Origin of the sequence: Chelatococcus daeguensis, from assembly GCF_001887265.1 — a bacterium.
GTDB lineage: Bacteria > Pseudomonadota > Alphaproteobacteria > Rhizobiales > Beijerinckiaceae > Chelatococcus_A > Chelatococcus_A sambhunathii.
The window spans coordinates 2,589,257-2,602,839 of the sequence record NZ_CP018095.1 but is presented as its reverse complement, the minus strand read 5'-3'; the positions used below and the strand labels follow the sequence as shown (position 1 = coordinate 2,602,839).

12 protein-coding genes are annotated in these 13,583 nt (G+C 67.5%); 6 read left to right on the top strand and 6 right to left on the bottom strand.

Translation table 11 applies throughout. From position 1 onward, the window contains the following. Positions 1-12 precede the first annotated feature (12 nt). The 6 genes from BOQ54_RS12385 to BOQ54_RS12360 all read right to left on the bottom strand — a co-directional run bounded on the left by BOQ54_RS12385 (position 13) and on the right by BOQ54_RS12360 (position 4,902). Positions 13-903 carry a BadF/BadG/BcrA/BcrD ATPase family protein gene (locus tag BOQ54_RS12385; protein ID WP_055457399.1) on the bottom strand — a complete coding sequence of 297 codons (891 nt, stop codon included), beginning with the start codon at positions 901-903 and terminating at the stop codon, positions 13-15. Positions 904-972: 69 nt separating this feature from the next. Continuing rightward, positions 973-1,833, bottom strand: coding sequence for an extracellular solute-binding protein (locus BOQ54_RS12380; RefSeq protein ID WP_083585974.1), 861 nt, complete (start codon positions 1,831-1,833; stop codon positions 973-975). Positions 1,834-1,848: 15 nt separating this feature from the next. After that, positions 1,849-2,586, bottom strand: a complete 738-nt coding sequence (locus BOQ54_RS12375; RefSeq protein ID WP_055457397.1) for an ATP-binding cassette domain-containing protein — start codon at positions 2,584-2,586, stop codon at positions 1,849-1,851. A gap of 8 nt (positions 2,587-2,594) precedes the next feature. Then, positions 2,595-3,299, bottom strand: coding sequence for an ABC transporter permease (locus BOQ54_RS12370; protein WP_055457396.1), 705 nt, complete (start codon positions 3,297-3,299; stop codon positions 2,595-2,597). Positions 3,300-3,467: 168 nt separating this feature from the next. Then, positions 3,468-3,827, bottom strand: a complete 360-nt coding sequence (locus tag BOQ54_RS12365; protein ID WP_055457395.1) for a winged helix-turn-helix domain-containing protein — start codon at positions 3,825-3,827, stop codon at positions 3,468-3,470. A gap of 37 nt (positions 3,828-3,864) precedes the next feature. Then, on the bottom strand, positions 3,865-4,902 hold the full coding sequence (locus tag BOQ54_RS12360) for a cysteine synthase A (RefSeq protein ID WP_055457394.1): 1,038 nt from the start codon (positions 4,900-4,902) through the stop codon (positions 3,865-3,867). A 179-nt stretch (positions 4,903-5,081) separates the two neighbouring features. Between BOQ54_RS12360 and uraH the strand changes: the two genes are divergently transcribed. The 6 genes from uraH to BOQ54_RS12330 all read left to right on the top strand — a co-directional run bounded on the left by uraH (position 5,082) and on the right by BOQ54_RS12330 (position 13,478). Continuing rightward, entirely contained in the window at positions 5,082-5,438 is a 357-nt protein-coding gene (gene uraH, locus BOQ54_RS12355) for a hydroxyisourate hydrolase (RefSeq protein ID WP_071923995.1), read from the top strand. A 59-nt stretch (positions 5,439-5,497) separates the two neighbouring features. Next, positions 5,498-5,944 carry a peptidoglycan-binding protein LysM gene (gene lysM / locus BOQ54_RS12350; protein ID WP_055457392.1) on the top strand — a complete coding sequence of 149 codons (447 nt, stop codon included), beginning with the start codon at positions 5,498-5,500 and terminating at the stop codon, positions 5,942-5,944. Positions 5,945-6,087: 143 nt separating this feature from the next. Next, positions 6,088-6,405 (top strand): rhodanese-like domain-containing protein, encoded by a 318-nt coding sequence (locus BOQ54_RS12345; RefSeq protein WP_055457391.1) that lies wholly within the window; start codon positions 6,088-6,090, stop codon positions 6,403-6,405. 331 nt (positions 6,406-6,736) lie between these two features. Continuing rightward, entirely contained in the window at positions 6,737-7,876 is a 1,140-nt protein-coding gene (locus BOQ54_RS12340) for an efflux RND transporter periplasmic adaptor subunit (RefSeq protein ID WP_186437983.1), read from the top strand. 63 nt (positions 7,877-7,939) lie between these two features. Continuing rightward, entirely contained in the window at positions 7,940-11,134 is a 3,195-nt protein-coding gene (locus tag BOQ54_RS12335) for an efflux RND transporter permease subunit (protein ID WP_055457881.1), read from the top strand. A gap of 28 nt (positions 11,135-11,162) precedes the next feature. Continuing rightward, positions 11,163-13,478 (top strand): xanthine dehydrogenase family protein molybdopterin-binding subunit, encoded by a 2,316-nt coding sequence (locus BOQ54_RS12330; RefSeq protein ID WP_063189189.1) that lies wholly within the window; start codon positions 11,163-11,165, stop codon positions 13,476-13,478. Positions 13,479-13,583: the final 105 nt, after the last annotated feature.

Sequence of the window (13,583 nt, the reverse complement as noted above, 5' to 3'; positions counted from 1 at the left end):
TAGTCTGCAGGGTCAGTTGCCGCCAGCCGCCCGGCAGGCCATCAGGATGGCCCCTTCGGTCGCGTCGGCCGCCGCCGGGACGATCCTGTCAGTGACATAGGGCGGCAGCCAGGGCCTCAACGCGCCGGCGACGCCGCCCATGAGGCACAGTCGTGGAGCGCCGGCGGAAAGAAGGCGCTCGGCGATGCGGGTGACATCACGCGCGGCTGTCTCCACGAGGCTTATGGCCAAGGGATCACGCTGGTTCGCATAATCGAAGACGAGTGGCGCCAGGCGCGCGAAATCGGCCGGACGGGCAGAGCGCGCCCAGTCGATGATCATCTCGGGATTGCGGCCGAAGCCGTCGAGCAGCGTCTCTGCCAGCGCGGTCATCGTCGCCCGCCCGTCATGGGCCCAGAGCGCCCGCCTGATCGCCTCGCGGCCGATTGCTAGCCCGCTGCCTTCGTCGGAAATCTCGGCCCCCCAGCCACCCACGTAGGTTCGCTCCCCGTTGACGATCGACAGGCCGCAGGAGCCGGTGCCGACGATGAGGATGGCCCCGTTCTCGCCACCGAAAGCGCCGAGCCAAGCGGCATAAGCATCCGTATCGAGCGAGATCGAGCGGAAGGGCAGCCGGCTCGCCAGGAACTGCTCGCGGGCGGAGGTCTGCGCCGCCCCGGCGAGGCCGAAGCCGGCGTGGATGAGCGATGTCGTCTCGCGTGGAAGGCCGGCGCGGTCGAGGATCGCGTGGCAGCCGGCGAGGATGGCGCGGGCTACCGTCTCAGGATCGAAACGGATATTGGAAGGCCCTCCGCTCGCCTCGCCGACGAGGGCGCCGTCGCCGGAGCGCAGGCGCAGGCGGCACTGGGTGCCCCCGCCGTCGACGCCGAGAAGGAAGGTGTCTGCTGCGCCCGATACGAACATTGCGCAAGTATAGACGGATTCGGGCGCGGCGCAGGAAGCGGCGTTGCGGCGCAGGCTGCCGTCGGACGGTCAGGCGCCCTTCCTGCGGGCATTGGGGAAGAAGAGCTGCTCGCCCTCGATCCTGTAGGCGGCGATGGCCGCCTGGCCCTCGGGCGAGATGACCCAGTTGATGAAGGTGCGGGCTTCCTTTTCCTTCACATGCGCGTGGCGCGCCGGATTGACGAGGATGATGCCGTATTGGTTGAAGAGCCGGTCGTCGCCCTCGACGAGGAGAGTGAGATCGCCGCGGTTCTTGAAGCTCAGCCACGTGCCGCGGTCGGCGAGGATGTAGGCGTCCATGGCGGCCGCGGTGTTAAGGGCGGGCCCCATGCCCGAGCCCGTCTCGCGATACCAGTTGCCGTCGGCCTTGGGATGGAGCGCCGCGCGTTGCCAAAGGTCGAGCTCGGCCTGGTGCGTGCCGCTGTCGTCGCCGCGCGAGACGAAGGGCGCCTTCTTGAGGGCGATGGCCTGCAGCGCCTTGACGGCATCGCGACTGCCCTTGACGCCGGCCGGGTCACTCTTCGGCCCCACGAGGACGAAGTCGTTGTACATGACGTCGGAGCGGCCAACGCCGAAGCCCTTGGCAACAAAGTCCTCCTCCGCGCTTCTGGCGTGGACGAAGACCAGGTCGGCATCGCCGCGCTCGCCAATCTTCAGCGCCTGGCCGGTGCCGACCGCGACGACGCGCACCTCGATGCCGGTCTTCCCGGTGAACTGCGGCAGGAGATGCTTGAAGAGGCCGGATTGCTCGGTGGAGGTCGTGGAGGCGACGGTGATGAAGGGCCTTTCCGCCGTCTGCGCCCCGGCCGGGGCCGCAAATCCCCAGATTGCTGCGCCCACGGCCGCGGCGATGACGGCGCGGCGGGTCGTTTCGAACAGCCTCATTGTCATCGCCGGCCCAATCGTTCAGGCCACGAGGTCGCCGCGCAGGAAGGCAGCCGCCTGCGGCGTGCGCGGGTGCTCGAAGAATTCCCCAGCGGGGGTATGCTCCATGAGCCGGCCGCGGCAGAGAAACAGCACCTCTTCGGCGAGGCGTCGGGCCTGGCCGAGATCGTGCGTCGTCATGATGATCTTGGTGCCGGCGGCGTCGATGGCGCGGATGGCGTCCTCGATCGCGCGGGAGGCGCCGGGATCGAGGCTGGCCGTCGGCTCGTCGAGGAAAAGCACGTCCGGCTCAAGGGCGGCCGCGCGCGCAATCGCGAGGCGCTGCTGCTCTCCACCGGAGAGCACGCGCGCCGGCCGCTCGGCGACATGGGCGAGACCGACGCTCGCGAGCGCTTCGCGGGCACGCGCATCGCGCTCGCCGCGCTCGAGGCGGCCTTGCAGCGCCAGGGCATAGGTGATGTTGGCGAGGGCCGAGCGGCGCAGCAGCACCGGCCGCTGGAAGACCATCGCCTGCCGCCCGGCGGTGTCGCGGCGTCCGAAGGCGTCGGCGCCGGCCCAGCGCACCGCGCCGTCGGTCGGCGCGACCAGGCCGTGGCACAGGCGCAGCAGCAGGCTCTTGCCGGCGCCGTTGGGGCCAAGGACGACGGTGCGGCTCGACGAACCAATGGTGACCGAGATGCCGTCGATGAGTGTCTCGCCGCCGCGCGCATAGGTCACCCGGTCGAGGCTGAGGGGAAGGATGGTGGCCCGGGCATGCATCGGCGGCCTCATCCCGCGGCGCGGCGGGCCGTGGCGCCAAGCATGTGGGCCGCGGCGTTGATGGCGAGCACGATGACGAGCAACACGATGCCGAGGCCGAGGGCAAGGGGCAGGTCGCCCTTGCTCGTCTCGAGCGCGATGGCTGTAGTCATGGTGCGCGTGACGCCGTCGATGTTGCCGCCCACGACGAGGATGGCGCCGACCTCCGCCATGGCGCGGCCGAGCCCGGCAAGGATCGCCGTGACGAGGCTGGAGCGCGCGTCCCACAGAAGCGTCGGCACGGCCCGCAGTCGGCCGGCCCCGAGGGAGGTGAGTTGCTCGCAGTATTCCGCCCAGAGGTCGGTGACCACCTGCCGGGTCAGCGCCGCGATGATCGGGATCACCAGCAGGGTCTGGGCGATCACCATGGCCGTCGGGGTGAACAGCAGGCCGTACGGGCCGAGGGGACCGGCGCGGGAGAGGAGAAGATAGACGAAGAGACCTGCGACCACCGGCGGCAGGCCCATCAGGGCATCGATGACGACGATGACGGGACCGCGACCGGGAAATCGGACGAGCGCCAGGACCGCGCCGAGCGGCAGACCGACCACGGCGGCACAGAAGACGGCGGTAAGGCTGACCTTCAGCGAGAGGGCGACAATCTCGACGAGGGCTGTGTCACCCGTGACGATCAGCCGCCACGCCGCCGCCAATGCTTCATCTAAACCCTGCAATCTGGCCTCTCATCCGGCCACGGTCGCTCCCGCGCGACCGTGCCTCAAGTGCCATGATGCACAGCCGTGCCTTGAAACCGATATGATATCTGCGGCATATCGGGGATAGGCGGCACCTATCCCCCTCCGGTATCGGCACGAGCTGGGCCGGTCTCGGGAAGGGAGGAATCACTCCTCTGGTGCGTCGCGCATCATGGCACGCAGCCCGGCGACTTCGCCGGCGATGGACTGCCGCGCCTTGCGCTCCATCTCCTCATAGAGGACGAGGACGCGCAGGCCCGCGTCGGTGAGGCGCGCGCCGCCGCCGCCAGAGCCGCCCTTGGCGGCATCGACGAGCGGCTCGCGGAAGCAGGTGTTCATGGTACGCACCAGGAGCCAGCTGCGTCGGTAGCTCATGTTCATGCGCCGGCCGGCTGCGGCGATCGAGCCTGTCTCGCGGATGCCGCGTAGCAGCTCCGCCTTGCCGGGGCCGATGGCGATGGACGGGCCCAGCAGGAGGCGCAGGCGGACCTCGACTTGGCTCTCCATGGCGCTGCGACAGCCTCCCGTTCGGAAATCGAGGGGATCATGCGGCGACGAGCGGCGCTTTCACCTGCGGGCCGCGATCGAGCCAGGCTGGCACCGGCAGGCCCTTCTCGCGCAGAAAGTTGGGGTTGAACAGCTTCGACTGATAGCGCGTGCCATAATCGCATAGCACCGTCACGATGGTATGGCCCGGGCCGAGATGCCGGGCAAGGCGAATGGCGCCGGCGACATTGATGCCGGACGAGCCACCGAGGCACAGGCCCTCATGCTCCAGCAGCTCGAAGACGAGGGGAATGGCCTCCTCGTCCGGGATCTGGAAGGCGACGTCGACGGGCGCCCCTTCGACGTTCTTGGTGATACGGCCCTGGCCGATGCCCTCGGTGATGGACGAACCCTCGGCCTTGAGGCTGCCGTGGGCGTAGTAGTGGTAGAGGGCGGCGCCCATGGGATCGGCAAGGCCGACGGTGATCTTCGGGTTGCGCTCCTTCAGCGCCATGGCGACGCCGGCGAGCGTGCCGCCGGTGCCGACGGCGCAGATGAAGCCGTCGACCTTGCCGCCCGTCGCGTCCCAGATTTCGGGGCCCGTAGTCTCGATATGCGCCTGCCGGTTGGCGACATTGTCGAACTGGTTGGCCCAGATCGCGCCCCGGGGATCGCTCGCCGCGATCTCCTCGGCGAGGCGGCCGGAGACCTTCACGTAGTTGTTGGGGTTGGCATAGGGGACGGCCGGCACCTCGACGAGTTCGGCCCCAAGGAGGCGAAGCGTGTCCTTCTTCTCCTGCGACTGGGTGTCGGGAATGACGATGACGGTGCGGAAGCCCATCGCATTGCCGACAAGCGCGAGGCCGATGCCCGTGTTACCGGCCGTGCCCTCGACGATGGTGCCGCCGGGCTTCAGGGTGCCTTTCGCCACCGCGTCCTTGATGATGAACAGCGCCGCCCGGTCCTTGACGGACTGGCCGGGGTTCATGAACTCGGCCTTGCCGAGAATCTCGCAGCCCGTCATCTCGGAGGCCCGCGCGAGGCGGATGAGAGGGGTGTTGCCGATGGCTTCGACGACACTAGGCTTGATGCTCATGGGCAGGCTCCGTTGCAGCTCATCACCGGCTGCTGCAGGCATTAAGGCATGGCGGATGAATTGTCCAACGACGCCGCGGCGGCCGCTTCAAAGCACGTTTTTCGACGGGTTTTAGTCGCCGCCGATATGGTTGACGCGGTCAGCGCCTTGCCCGAAGAATCGTCCAGCAGGAGGAGCCGATGGGCCGGCTGACCACACATGTGCTCGATACCGCCGCCGGCCGCCCGGCCGCCGGCATTCGCATCGAGCTCTTCCGGATCGAGGCGGACGGGACACGGACGCCGGTCACCGAGGCCGTGACGAATGGCGACGGGCGGACCGATGCGCCGCTCCTCGCAGCGGCCGACTACCGGCCCGGGCGCTACGAACTCGTATTCCACGTGGGTGCCTATTTCCGGCGCGACGGGCGCGGCGGGACGGATCTGCCTTTCCTTGATGATGTGCCGTTGCGGTGCGGCCTTGCCGAGCCCGACGGCCATTACCACGTGCCACTGCTCGTTTCTCCCTGGAGCTATGCCACCTACCGCGGCAGCTGATGCAGTCGATCCCCGCGGATCGGGCGGGCCCAAGTTTTTTTGAAGAGGGAGTTGATGTCATGGGATTGTTCAGCTTCATCAAGGAAGCCGGAGAGAAGCTCTTCGGCGCAAGCGAGGCGAAGGCCGCGACGCCCGAAGAACTGAAGAAGGAAGTCGCCAAGCACGGCCTCAAGGTCGACGGGCTCGACATCGCCGTATCCGGCGACACCGTGAAGGTGTCCGGCAAGACCCTGTCGACGGAGGAGGCCGAGAAGGTCATCCTGGCGCTCGGCAACACTGTCGGCGTCGCGGCAGTGGACGATGCGCTCATCGTGGAGCAGGAAGCGCCCAAGGCGACGATGTACACCGTGGTGAAGGGCGACACGCTGTGGAAGATCGCCGAAAGCCATTACGGCAAGGGCAACGGCGCCAAGCACACCGTGATCTTCGAGGCCAACCGGCCGATGCTGACCCATCCCGATAAGATCTATCCGGGCCAGGTATTGCGCATTCCGCCGATCTCGTAACGTCTTGGCACCTGTCTTGCGGCACGGTCGGGAGACAGGTCGCTCCCGTATCACCGCTCTTGTCTTGTCCGCCGGGAGGCGACAATCTCCGCGTCCGCCTCCGAATCTCCGGAGGTGGAAGGGCGCGACGGCGAGGGCAGGACATGACGACGGTGATTGACCTCGATCGCGAGACCGTGGCGGCGGGACTTGCCGACGGCTCGCTCGTGCTCGTCGATGTGCGCGAGCCGCATGAATTTGCCGCCGGGCACATTCCCGGCAGCGTTTCCCTGCCGCTTTCCAGCTTCGATCCCGGCGCTCTTGCCGCCTATGCGGGACGTCGAATCGTGTTTTCCTGCGCGGCGGGTGTGCGCTCCCAGCAGGCCCTGATGCTGAGCCGGGCAGCAGGCCTTGATCTGTCCGAGCACTATCGCGGCGGCTTCAAGGACTGGATCGCGAGCGGCGGTCCAGTCGAAGGCTAGGCTTTCGCACCTTGACGGAGGCCGCCCCGGTTCAGAGGAAAATATCCTCACCGGCGGGAACGCACTATCATCAGCACGATAGCGGTTTTTCGCCCTGAATGGAATCAAGAGCCTCCACGGCCGTTTGCTGCGCGAATGAGGCTGCCGCGCGGCGGAAAGACGGTCTTCGCGCCATCATTTCGGTGTTGCATTGAAGCAACCATGGCAATTCGGTGGCGAATGTTGCATCTGCTGCCCTTGTTATCCCGGGGCGTGCACTCGATATAGGCTCCTGCCAAACGTCCTTGAGCGGTAGCGTCTCTTTCTCCCCTTGCTGAACTGGTGGATTTCCATGCGCGCGATGCGTCCCCTTTTCCTTTCGCTCATCGTCGCTGGGCTGGCGGCATGTTCCGACACCGGCGGGCAGCAGGCCGGGCAGGGCGCTCCACCGCCTCCCCCGGTGACGGTCGCCAAGCCGGTCGTGAAGGAAGTTGTCGAGCGCGACGACTTCACGGGCCGTTTCGCAGCGGTCGACATGGTTGAGGTGCGCTCGCGCGTCTCGGGCTATCTCGAGCGCGTGGACTTCGAGGACGGCGCCAATGTCAAGGCCGGCGACGTGCTCTTCGTCATCGACCGGCGGCAGTACAAGGCCGCGCTCGACCAGGCTCAGGCAACCCTCGTGTCCGCCCAGGCGCGGCTCAACTTCGCCGAGAGCGATCTGGAGCGCGCCGAATCACTGCGCCGCACGGGCAACATCTCCGACCAGTTGCTCGACCAGCGGCGCCAGAACTTTCTCACTGCCAAGGCCGAACTCGACCGGGCTCAGGCGGCGATGCAGGAGGCGAGCCTCAACTACGAGTTCAGCGAGGTCAAGGCACCGATCTCGGGCCGCATCAGCCGTCGCTTTGTCAGCGTCGGCAATCTCGTCAACGCCAATGACACGCTGCTGACCACCATCGTCAGCCTCGATCCGATCTACTTCTATTTCGACGTCGATGAGCGCTCGTTCCTGGCGTACAACCGTGTTTTCAACCTCGATGCGTCCAACGGCTCGGGCGAGCCGGTCGCGGTCCAGATCGCGCTGACGGACGAGACGAAGCCGGCTCGCGAGGGCAAGCTCGACTTCGTCGACAACCGGCTCGACGAGGCGAGCGGCACCATGCGCCTGCGCGCCATCGTGCCGAATGCGGAGCTGTTCATCACGCCGGGCCTCTTCGGCCGCGTCTCGGTGCCCGGCTCGCCGCCCTATCAGGGCGTGCTCGTGCCCGACGAGGCGATTGCCACCGACCAGGAGCGCCGGCTCGTCTGGGTTGTCGGCGAGGACAACACGGTCAAGGCGCAGCTCGTGCGCCCCGGTCCGCGCATCGACGGCTACCGCCTGATCCGGGAGGGCCTGAAGGGCGACGAGACCATCGTCGTCAACGGCCTTCAGCGCGTGCGTCCCGGCGCGGCGGTCGCGCCCGAGATGACGACGCTGCCGCCGACGCGCTGACGTTCCCTCTTGACGCCGCGGCCGCCGGCACGGCCGCCCGCATTCCCGCTGGAGTTCTCCGCGATGAAGTTCCCGCATTTCTTCGTCGACCGGCCGATTTTTGCCTCCGTGCTGTCGATCGTGACGCTGCTCGTCGGCTTCATCGCCTACGCCAACCTGCCGGTTGCGCAATATCCCGACATCGCCCCGCCGACCATCGTCGTCAGCGCGCAATATCCAGGCGCCGACGCCAAGACAGTCGCCGAGACGGTGGCGACGCCGATCGAGCAGGAGGTCAACGGCGTCGAGGGCATGCTCTACATGTCCTCGTATTCGACGGCCGACGGGACGATGCAGCTCACGATCACCTTCGACATCGGCACCGATCTCGACCAGGCGAACGTGCTCGTGCAGAACCGCGTGTCCGTCGCGCTGCCGCGGCTGCCGGAAGAGGTGCGCCAGCTCGGCGTGACGACGCGCAAGAGCTCGCCGAACTTCCTCATGGTTGTGCACCTCCTGTCGCCGGACAACACCTTCGACGAACTCTATCTCTCGAATTACGCCCTCATCCGGGTGCGTGACCAGCTTCTGCGCCTCGAAGGTGTCGGCGACATTACCGTCTTCGGCGTGCGCGAATATTCGCTGCGTGTCTGGCTCGATCCCAACCGCCTGTCGTCCTACGGCCTGTCGGCGGGCGACATCGTGCAGGCGCTGCGCGAGCAGAACGTGCAGGTCTCGGGCGGCGCGCTCGGCCAGCAGCCGGCGCCGGCGGACCAGGCTTTCCAGATAACGGTACAGACGCAGGGGCGCTTCAGCGACGTACGCCAGTTCCGCGATATCATCGTCAAGGCAGGCGAGGGCGGGCGGCTGGTGCGTCTGCAGGACGTGGCACGGGTGGAGTTCGGCGCCCGCGACTACGTGACGAACTCCTATCTCGACAACAAGCAGGCCGTTGCCATCGGCATCTTCCAGCGCCCGGGCACCAACGCTCTCCAGGCATCGGAAGACGTCATCGCGAAGATGGAGGAGATCAAGAAGGATTTCCCGCCCGGCATCGACTACACGATCGTCTACAACCCGACGGAATATATCGCGGCATCGGTCAAAGAGGTCTACAAGACCCTTTTTGAGGCAGTTCTGCTCGTCATCATCGTTGTCGTCGTCTTCCTGCAATCCTGGCGCACGGCGATCATTCCCATCGTCGCCATTCCGGTGTCGCTGGTCGGCACCTTCGCGGTGATGGCGCTGATGGGCTTCTCGCTCAACACGCTGACGCTGTTCGGCCTCGTGCTCGCCATCGGCATCGTGGTCGACGACGCCATCGTCGTGGTCGAGAACGTCGAGCGCAACATCGCCCTCGGCATGTCGCCGCGCGATGCCGCGCACGAGACGATGGATGAGGTGGGCACGGCGCTCGTCTCGATCGCCCTGGTGCTGTCGGCGGTGTTCATCCCGACGGCGTTCATCCCGGGCATTTCCGGGCGGTTCTACCAGCAGTTCGCACTGACCATCGCCGTCTCGACGATCATCTCGGCCTTCAATTCGTTGACGCTGTCGCCGGCCCTGTGCGCGCTCCTCTTGAAGCCCCACGACCCGCACCATCAGCCGCGCTCGCTGCTCGCGCGCATCGGCAATCGGCTCGCGGGCGGTTTCAACCGGGGCTTCGACAAGGCCTCCAACGGCTATGCACGCTCCGTACGCGGGCTTGTCGGGCGCAAGTCGGTGCTCGTCCTGGCGCTTGCCGTCTATGGCGGCCTCGTCGCGGCGACGGCCCATATCACCCAGCGCGTGCCGACGGGCTTCATTCCCGCGCAGGATCAGGGCTATCTCATTGTCGTGCTGCAACTGCCCGACGGCGCGTCCCTGTCGCGCACGGATGCGGTTGCCAAGCGCGCCAGCGAGATCGCCATGCAGGTACCAGGCGTCGCCCATGCGGTCGGCATCGTGGGCCTCAACGGCGCGACCTTCACGACCAACTCGAACTCGGCCGTGATCTTCGCGACGCTGACGCCCTTCGAGGAGCGCCTGCCTCAGGGGCTCAACGCCAATGCCATTGCCGGCCAGCTCATGGGCCAGCTTCAACAGATCCAGGAGGCGTTCACCATCGCCATTCCGCCGCCGCCCGTGCAGGGCCTCGGCAATGCCGGCGGCTTCAAGCTGCAGCTGCAGGACCGCATCGGGCTCGGGATCGAGCAGCTGCTCGCGGTGACGCAGGAGGTGATGATCGCGGCCAACCAGAACCCGAACGTGACCCGCGTGTTCACGACTTTCGGGGCCAACACGCCGCAGATCTACCTCGACATCGACCGCACCAAGGCGCGCATGCTCGACGTGCCGCTGGCGAACGTGTTCGAGGCGCTGCAGATCAACCTCGGCTCCGCCTATGCGAACGACTTCAATGCCTTCGGCCGCATCTACCAGGTGCGCGTGCAGGCGGACGAGCGTTTCCGCATCGAGCGGTCGGACATCGAGCGCCTGAAGGTGCGCAGCGCCAACGGCGCGCTCGTGCCGCTCGGTTCGCTGGTACAGATCCGCGACGTCGCGGGGCCGGTGCTGATCCAGCGTTACAATATGTTCACCAGCGTCCCGCTGCAGGGTGACGCGGCGCCGGGCGTGTCGACGGGTGCGGCGCTCGATGCCATGGAGCAGGTGACGAACACCACCGTGCCGCCAGGCGTCGGCTTCGAATGGACGGACCTCGCCTTCCAGGAGAAGGCAACGGGCAACACGGCGATCTTCATCTTCGCGCTCGCCGTCGTCTTCGTGTTCCTGGTGCTGGCCGCCCAGTACGAGAGCTGGGCCCTGCCGCTCGCCATCGTGCTCATCGTGCCGATGAGCGTGCTGGCCGCCATGATCGGCGTGACGCTGCGGGGGATGGACAACAACATCCTGACGCAGATCGGCCTCGTGGTGCTCATCGGCCTTGCGGCGAAGAACGCGATTCTCATCGTCGAGTTCGCCAAGCAGGCGGAGGAGCAGGGCAAGAAGCCCGTGGAGGCGGTGGTCGAGGCGGCGCGCCTGCGTCTGCGGCCCATCCTGATGACGGCCTTCGCCTTCATTCTCGGCGTCGTGCCGCTCGTCATCGCCAGCGGCCCCGGCGCCGAGATGCGCCAGGCACTGGGCACGGCCGTCTTCTCGGGTATGCTGGGGGTGACGTTTTTCGGCCTCTTCCTGACTCCGGTCTTCTACATCGTGCTGCGCTATCTCGTGATCGCGCTGCGCGGCGGCCGCCGGGGCCTCAGGGAAGCCTCGCAGTCGGCGGGGGGCGAGGCCAGCTGACCGAAACGACCGACGAAAGGACCATGCGATGCGTGCGATGAAGTTCGGTGTGGGGCAGGCGGTGCGGCGCGTCGAGGACGCGCGTTTCGTGACGGGGACCGGACGCTACACGTCCGACATCGCTGCCGAAGGCATGGCCCACGCCGTCGTCGTGCGCAGCCCGCACGCCCACGCGCGCTTCGCGATCGAGAACGTGGCCGAGGTGCGCGCCATGCCAGGCGTGCTCGCGGTCTACACGGCTGAGGACGTCGCCCATCTCGGCGACATCCCCTGCCTCGGCCCGGTCAAGAACAGCGACGGCAAGCGCATGGTGCTGCCGCCGAACCCGGTGCTGCCGAAGGACACCGTGCGCCACATCGGCGAGGCCGTGGCCTTCATCGTGGCCGAGACGGAAGCGGCCGGGCGGGATGCGGCGGAAGCGCTCGCCATCGACTGGGAGCCGCTGCCGGTCGCCGTCGGCATGGAGGCCGCGCTCGCCGAGGGCGCGCCGCTGGTCTGGCCCGAGGTGCCGGGCAACGTCGCCTTCGACACGCACCACGGCGACAAGGCGAAGACCGACAAGGCCTTCGCCAAGGCCGACCGCGTCGTCTCGCTGACGCTCGTCAACAACCGCCTCGTCGCCAATTATCTCGAAACGCGCGCCTGTCTCGCCGAATATGACGCCGGCAAGAGCCGCTGGACCCTGACGCTCGGCAGCCAGGGCAGCCACGACATCCGCGACATTCTCGCGAGGCACATCTTCAAGGTCGAGCCCGGCAATATCCGCGTCGTCACGCCGGACGTCGGCGGCGGCTTCGGCACCAAGATCTTCATGTATCGCGAATATCCGCTGACGATGTTCGCGGCCGAGCAGCTCGGGCGGCCCGTGCGCTGGGTGGCCGAGCGCTCCGAGCATTTCCTCGGCGACACGCAGGGGCGCGACAACGTCACGACGCTCGAGATGGCGCTCGACCGCCGTGGCCGTTTCCTTGCCATGCGCGTCGACCTCAAGGCCGATCTCGGCGCCTATGCCTCGCAGTTCGGGCCCTATGTGCCGGCGGCCGGGGCGACCATGTCGCCGGGCTGCTACGACATACCGGCGATCGATGTGCGCGTGCGCGGCATCTACACCAATACCGTGCCGGTGGACGCCTATCGCGGGGCCGGCCGTCCCGAGGCCGCCTATGCCATCGAGCGCTTCGTCGACTACATCGCCCACACCATCGGCAAGGCGCCGGATGCGCTGAGAGCGCTCAACTTCATCAAGCCCGAGAAGATGCCCTACAGGACCTCGACCGGCCGGGTCTACGACACCGGCGAGTTCGAGGGGCATCTGCGCCGCGCGCTCGAGGTGGCCGACCATGCCGGCTTCAAGGAGCGGCTCCGCGCCTCGCGCAAGAAGGGGCTGCTGCGCGGCATCGGCATGGCCTCCTATATCGAGGCCTGCGCCGGCGGCGGGCCCGAGGCCGCAGAGGTGCGGATCGAGGAGGGCGGGTCGGCGACAGTGCTGATCGGCACCCAGTCGACGGGGCAGGGGCACCTGACGGCCTATGCCCAGCTCGCTTCGCAGCAGCTCGACCTGCCGATGGACCGGATCCGCGTCCTGCAGGGCGATACGGATGCCATTGCGACCGGGAGCGGCACGGGCGGCTCGCGCTCCATCCCGGTCGGCGGCGCCGCCGTGCAGAAGGCCTCGATCAGCCTTGTCGCGAAGCTCAAGCAACTCGCCTCCGAGGCGCTGGAGGCCGGGCCGGCGGATCTCGAGATCGCCGCCGGCGGCGTGCGCATCGCCGGCACCGACCGCGGCCTCTCCTTCGCCGAGATTGCCACGCTGCCAGGCGCGAGCGCGGACATGCTCAGGGCCCGCGAGGACTGGACACCGCCGGCCGACACCTATCCCAACGGCACCCATGTCGCCGAGGTGGAGGTCGACCCCGAGACAGGCGCGGTCACGATCGTGCGCTACACGGTTGTCGATGATTTCGGCGTCACCCTGAACCCGTTGCTGCTTGCCGGGCAGGTGCATGGCGGCGCCGTTCAGGGCATCGGCCAGGCACTGCACGAACGCGTCATCTATGACGAGGGCGGCCAGCTCGTCACTGCGTCGCTCATGGACTATCGCCTGCCGCGAGCCGACGACCTGCCCTCCTTTACCTTCGAGACGCGCAACGTGCCGTCGACGACGAATGTGATGGGCATGAAGGGGGCTGGCGAGGCAGGCGCCATCGGGGCGACGCCCGCCACGATGAATGCGGTGATCGATGCGCTGCACCGGGCCTACGGCATTGCGCATGTCGACATGCCGGCAACGCCCGACCGCATCTTCGCGGCCATCCGCGAGGCTGAGGCGCGGCGGGCGGCATAAGGCTCCGCGCGGGAGCCACGCGGGGCTTTTGGCCGAAACGGGCGGGGAGAACGCCACCGGTTCACGAGCTCGTCATTGGAACGACGCCAGAGCATGCGCTTTCTA

Excerpts from the sequence above, each read along its gene's own strand:
- BOQ54_RS12375 (WP_055457397.1), bottom strand. The coding sequence starts at position 2,586 with ATGCATGCCCGGGCCACCATCCTTCCCCTCAGCCTCGACCGGGTGACC.
- lysM (WP_055457392.1), top strand. The coding sequence starts at position 5,498 with ATGGGATTGTTCAGCTTCATCAAGGAAGCCGGAGAGAAGCTCTTCGGC.
- BOQ54_RS12335 (WP_055457881.1), top strand. The coding sequence starts at position 7,940 with ATGAAGTTCCCGCATTTCTTCGTCGACCGGCCGATTTTTGCCTCCGTG.
- BOQ54_RS12345 (WP_055457391.1), top strand. The coding sequence starts at position 6,088 with ATGACGACGGTGATTGACCTCGATCGCGAGACCGTGGCGGCGGGACTT.
- BOQ54_RS12380 (WP_083585974.1), bottom strand. The coding sequence starts at position 1,833 with ATGACAATGAGGCTGTTCGAAACGACCCGCCGCGCCGTCATCGCCGCG.
- BOQ54_RS12340 (WP_186437983.1), top strand. The coding sequence starts at position 6,737 with ATGCGCGCGATGCGTCCCCTTTTCCTTTCGCTCATCGTCGCTGGGCTG.
- BOQ54_RS12365 (WP_055457395.1), bottom strand. The coding sequence starts at position 3,827 with ATGGAGAGCCAAGTCGAGGTCCGCCTGCGCCTCCTGCTGGGCCCGTCC.
- BOQ54_RS12360 (WP_055457394.1), bottom strand. The coding sequence starts at position 4,902 with ATGAGCATCAAGCCTAGTGTCGTCGAAGCCATCGGCAACACCCCTCTC.
- uraH (WP_071923995.1), top strand. The coding sequence starts at position 5,082 with ATGGGCCGGCTGACCACACATGTGCTCGATACCGCCGCCGGCCGCCCG.
- BOQ54_RS12330 (WP_063189189.1), top strand. The coding sequence starts at position 11,163 with ATGCGTGCGATGAAGTTCGGTGTGGGGCAGGCGGTGCGGCGCGTCGAG.
- BOQ54_RS12385 (WP_055457399.1), bottom strand. The coding sequence starts at position 903 with ATGTTCGTATCGGGCGCAGCAGACACCTTCCTTCTCGGCGTCGACGGC.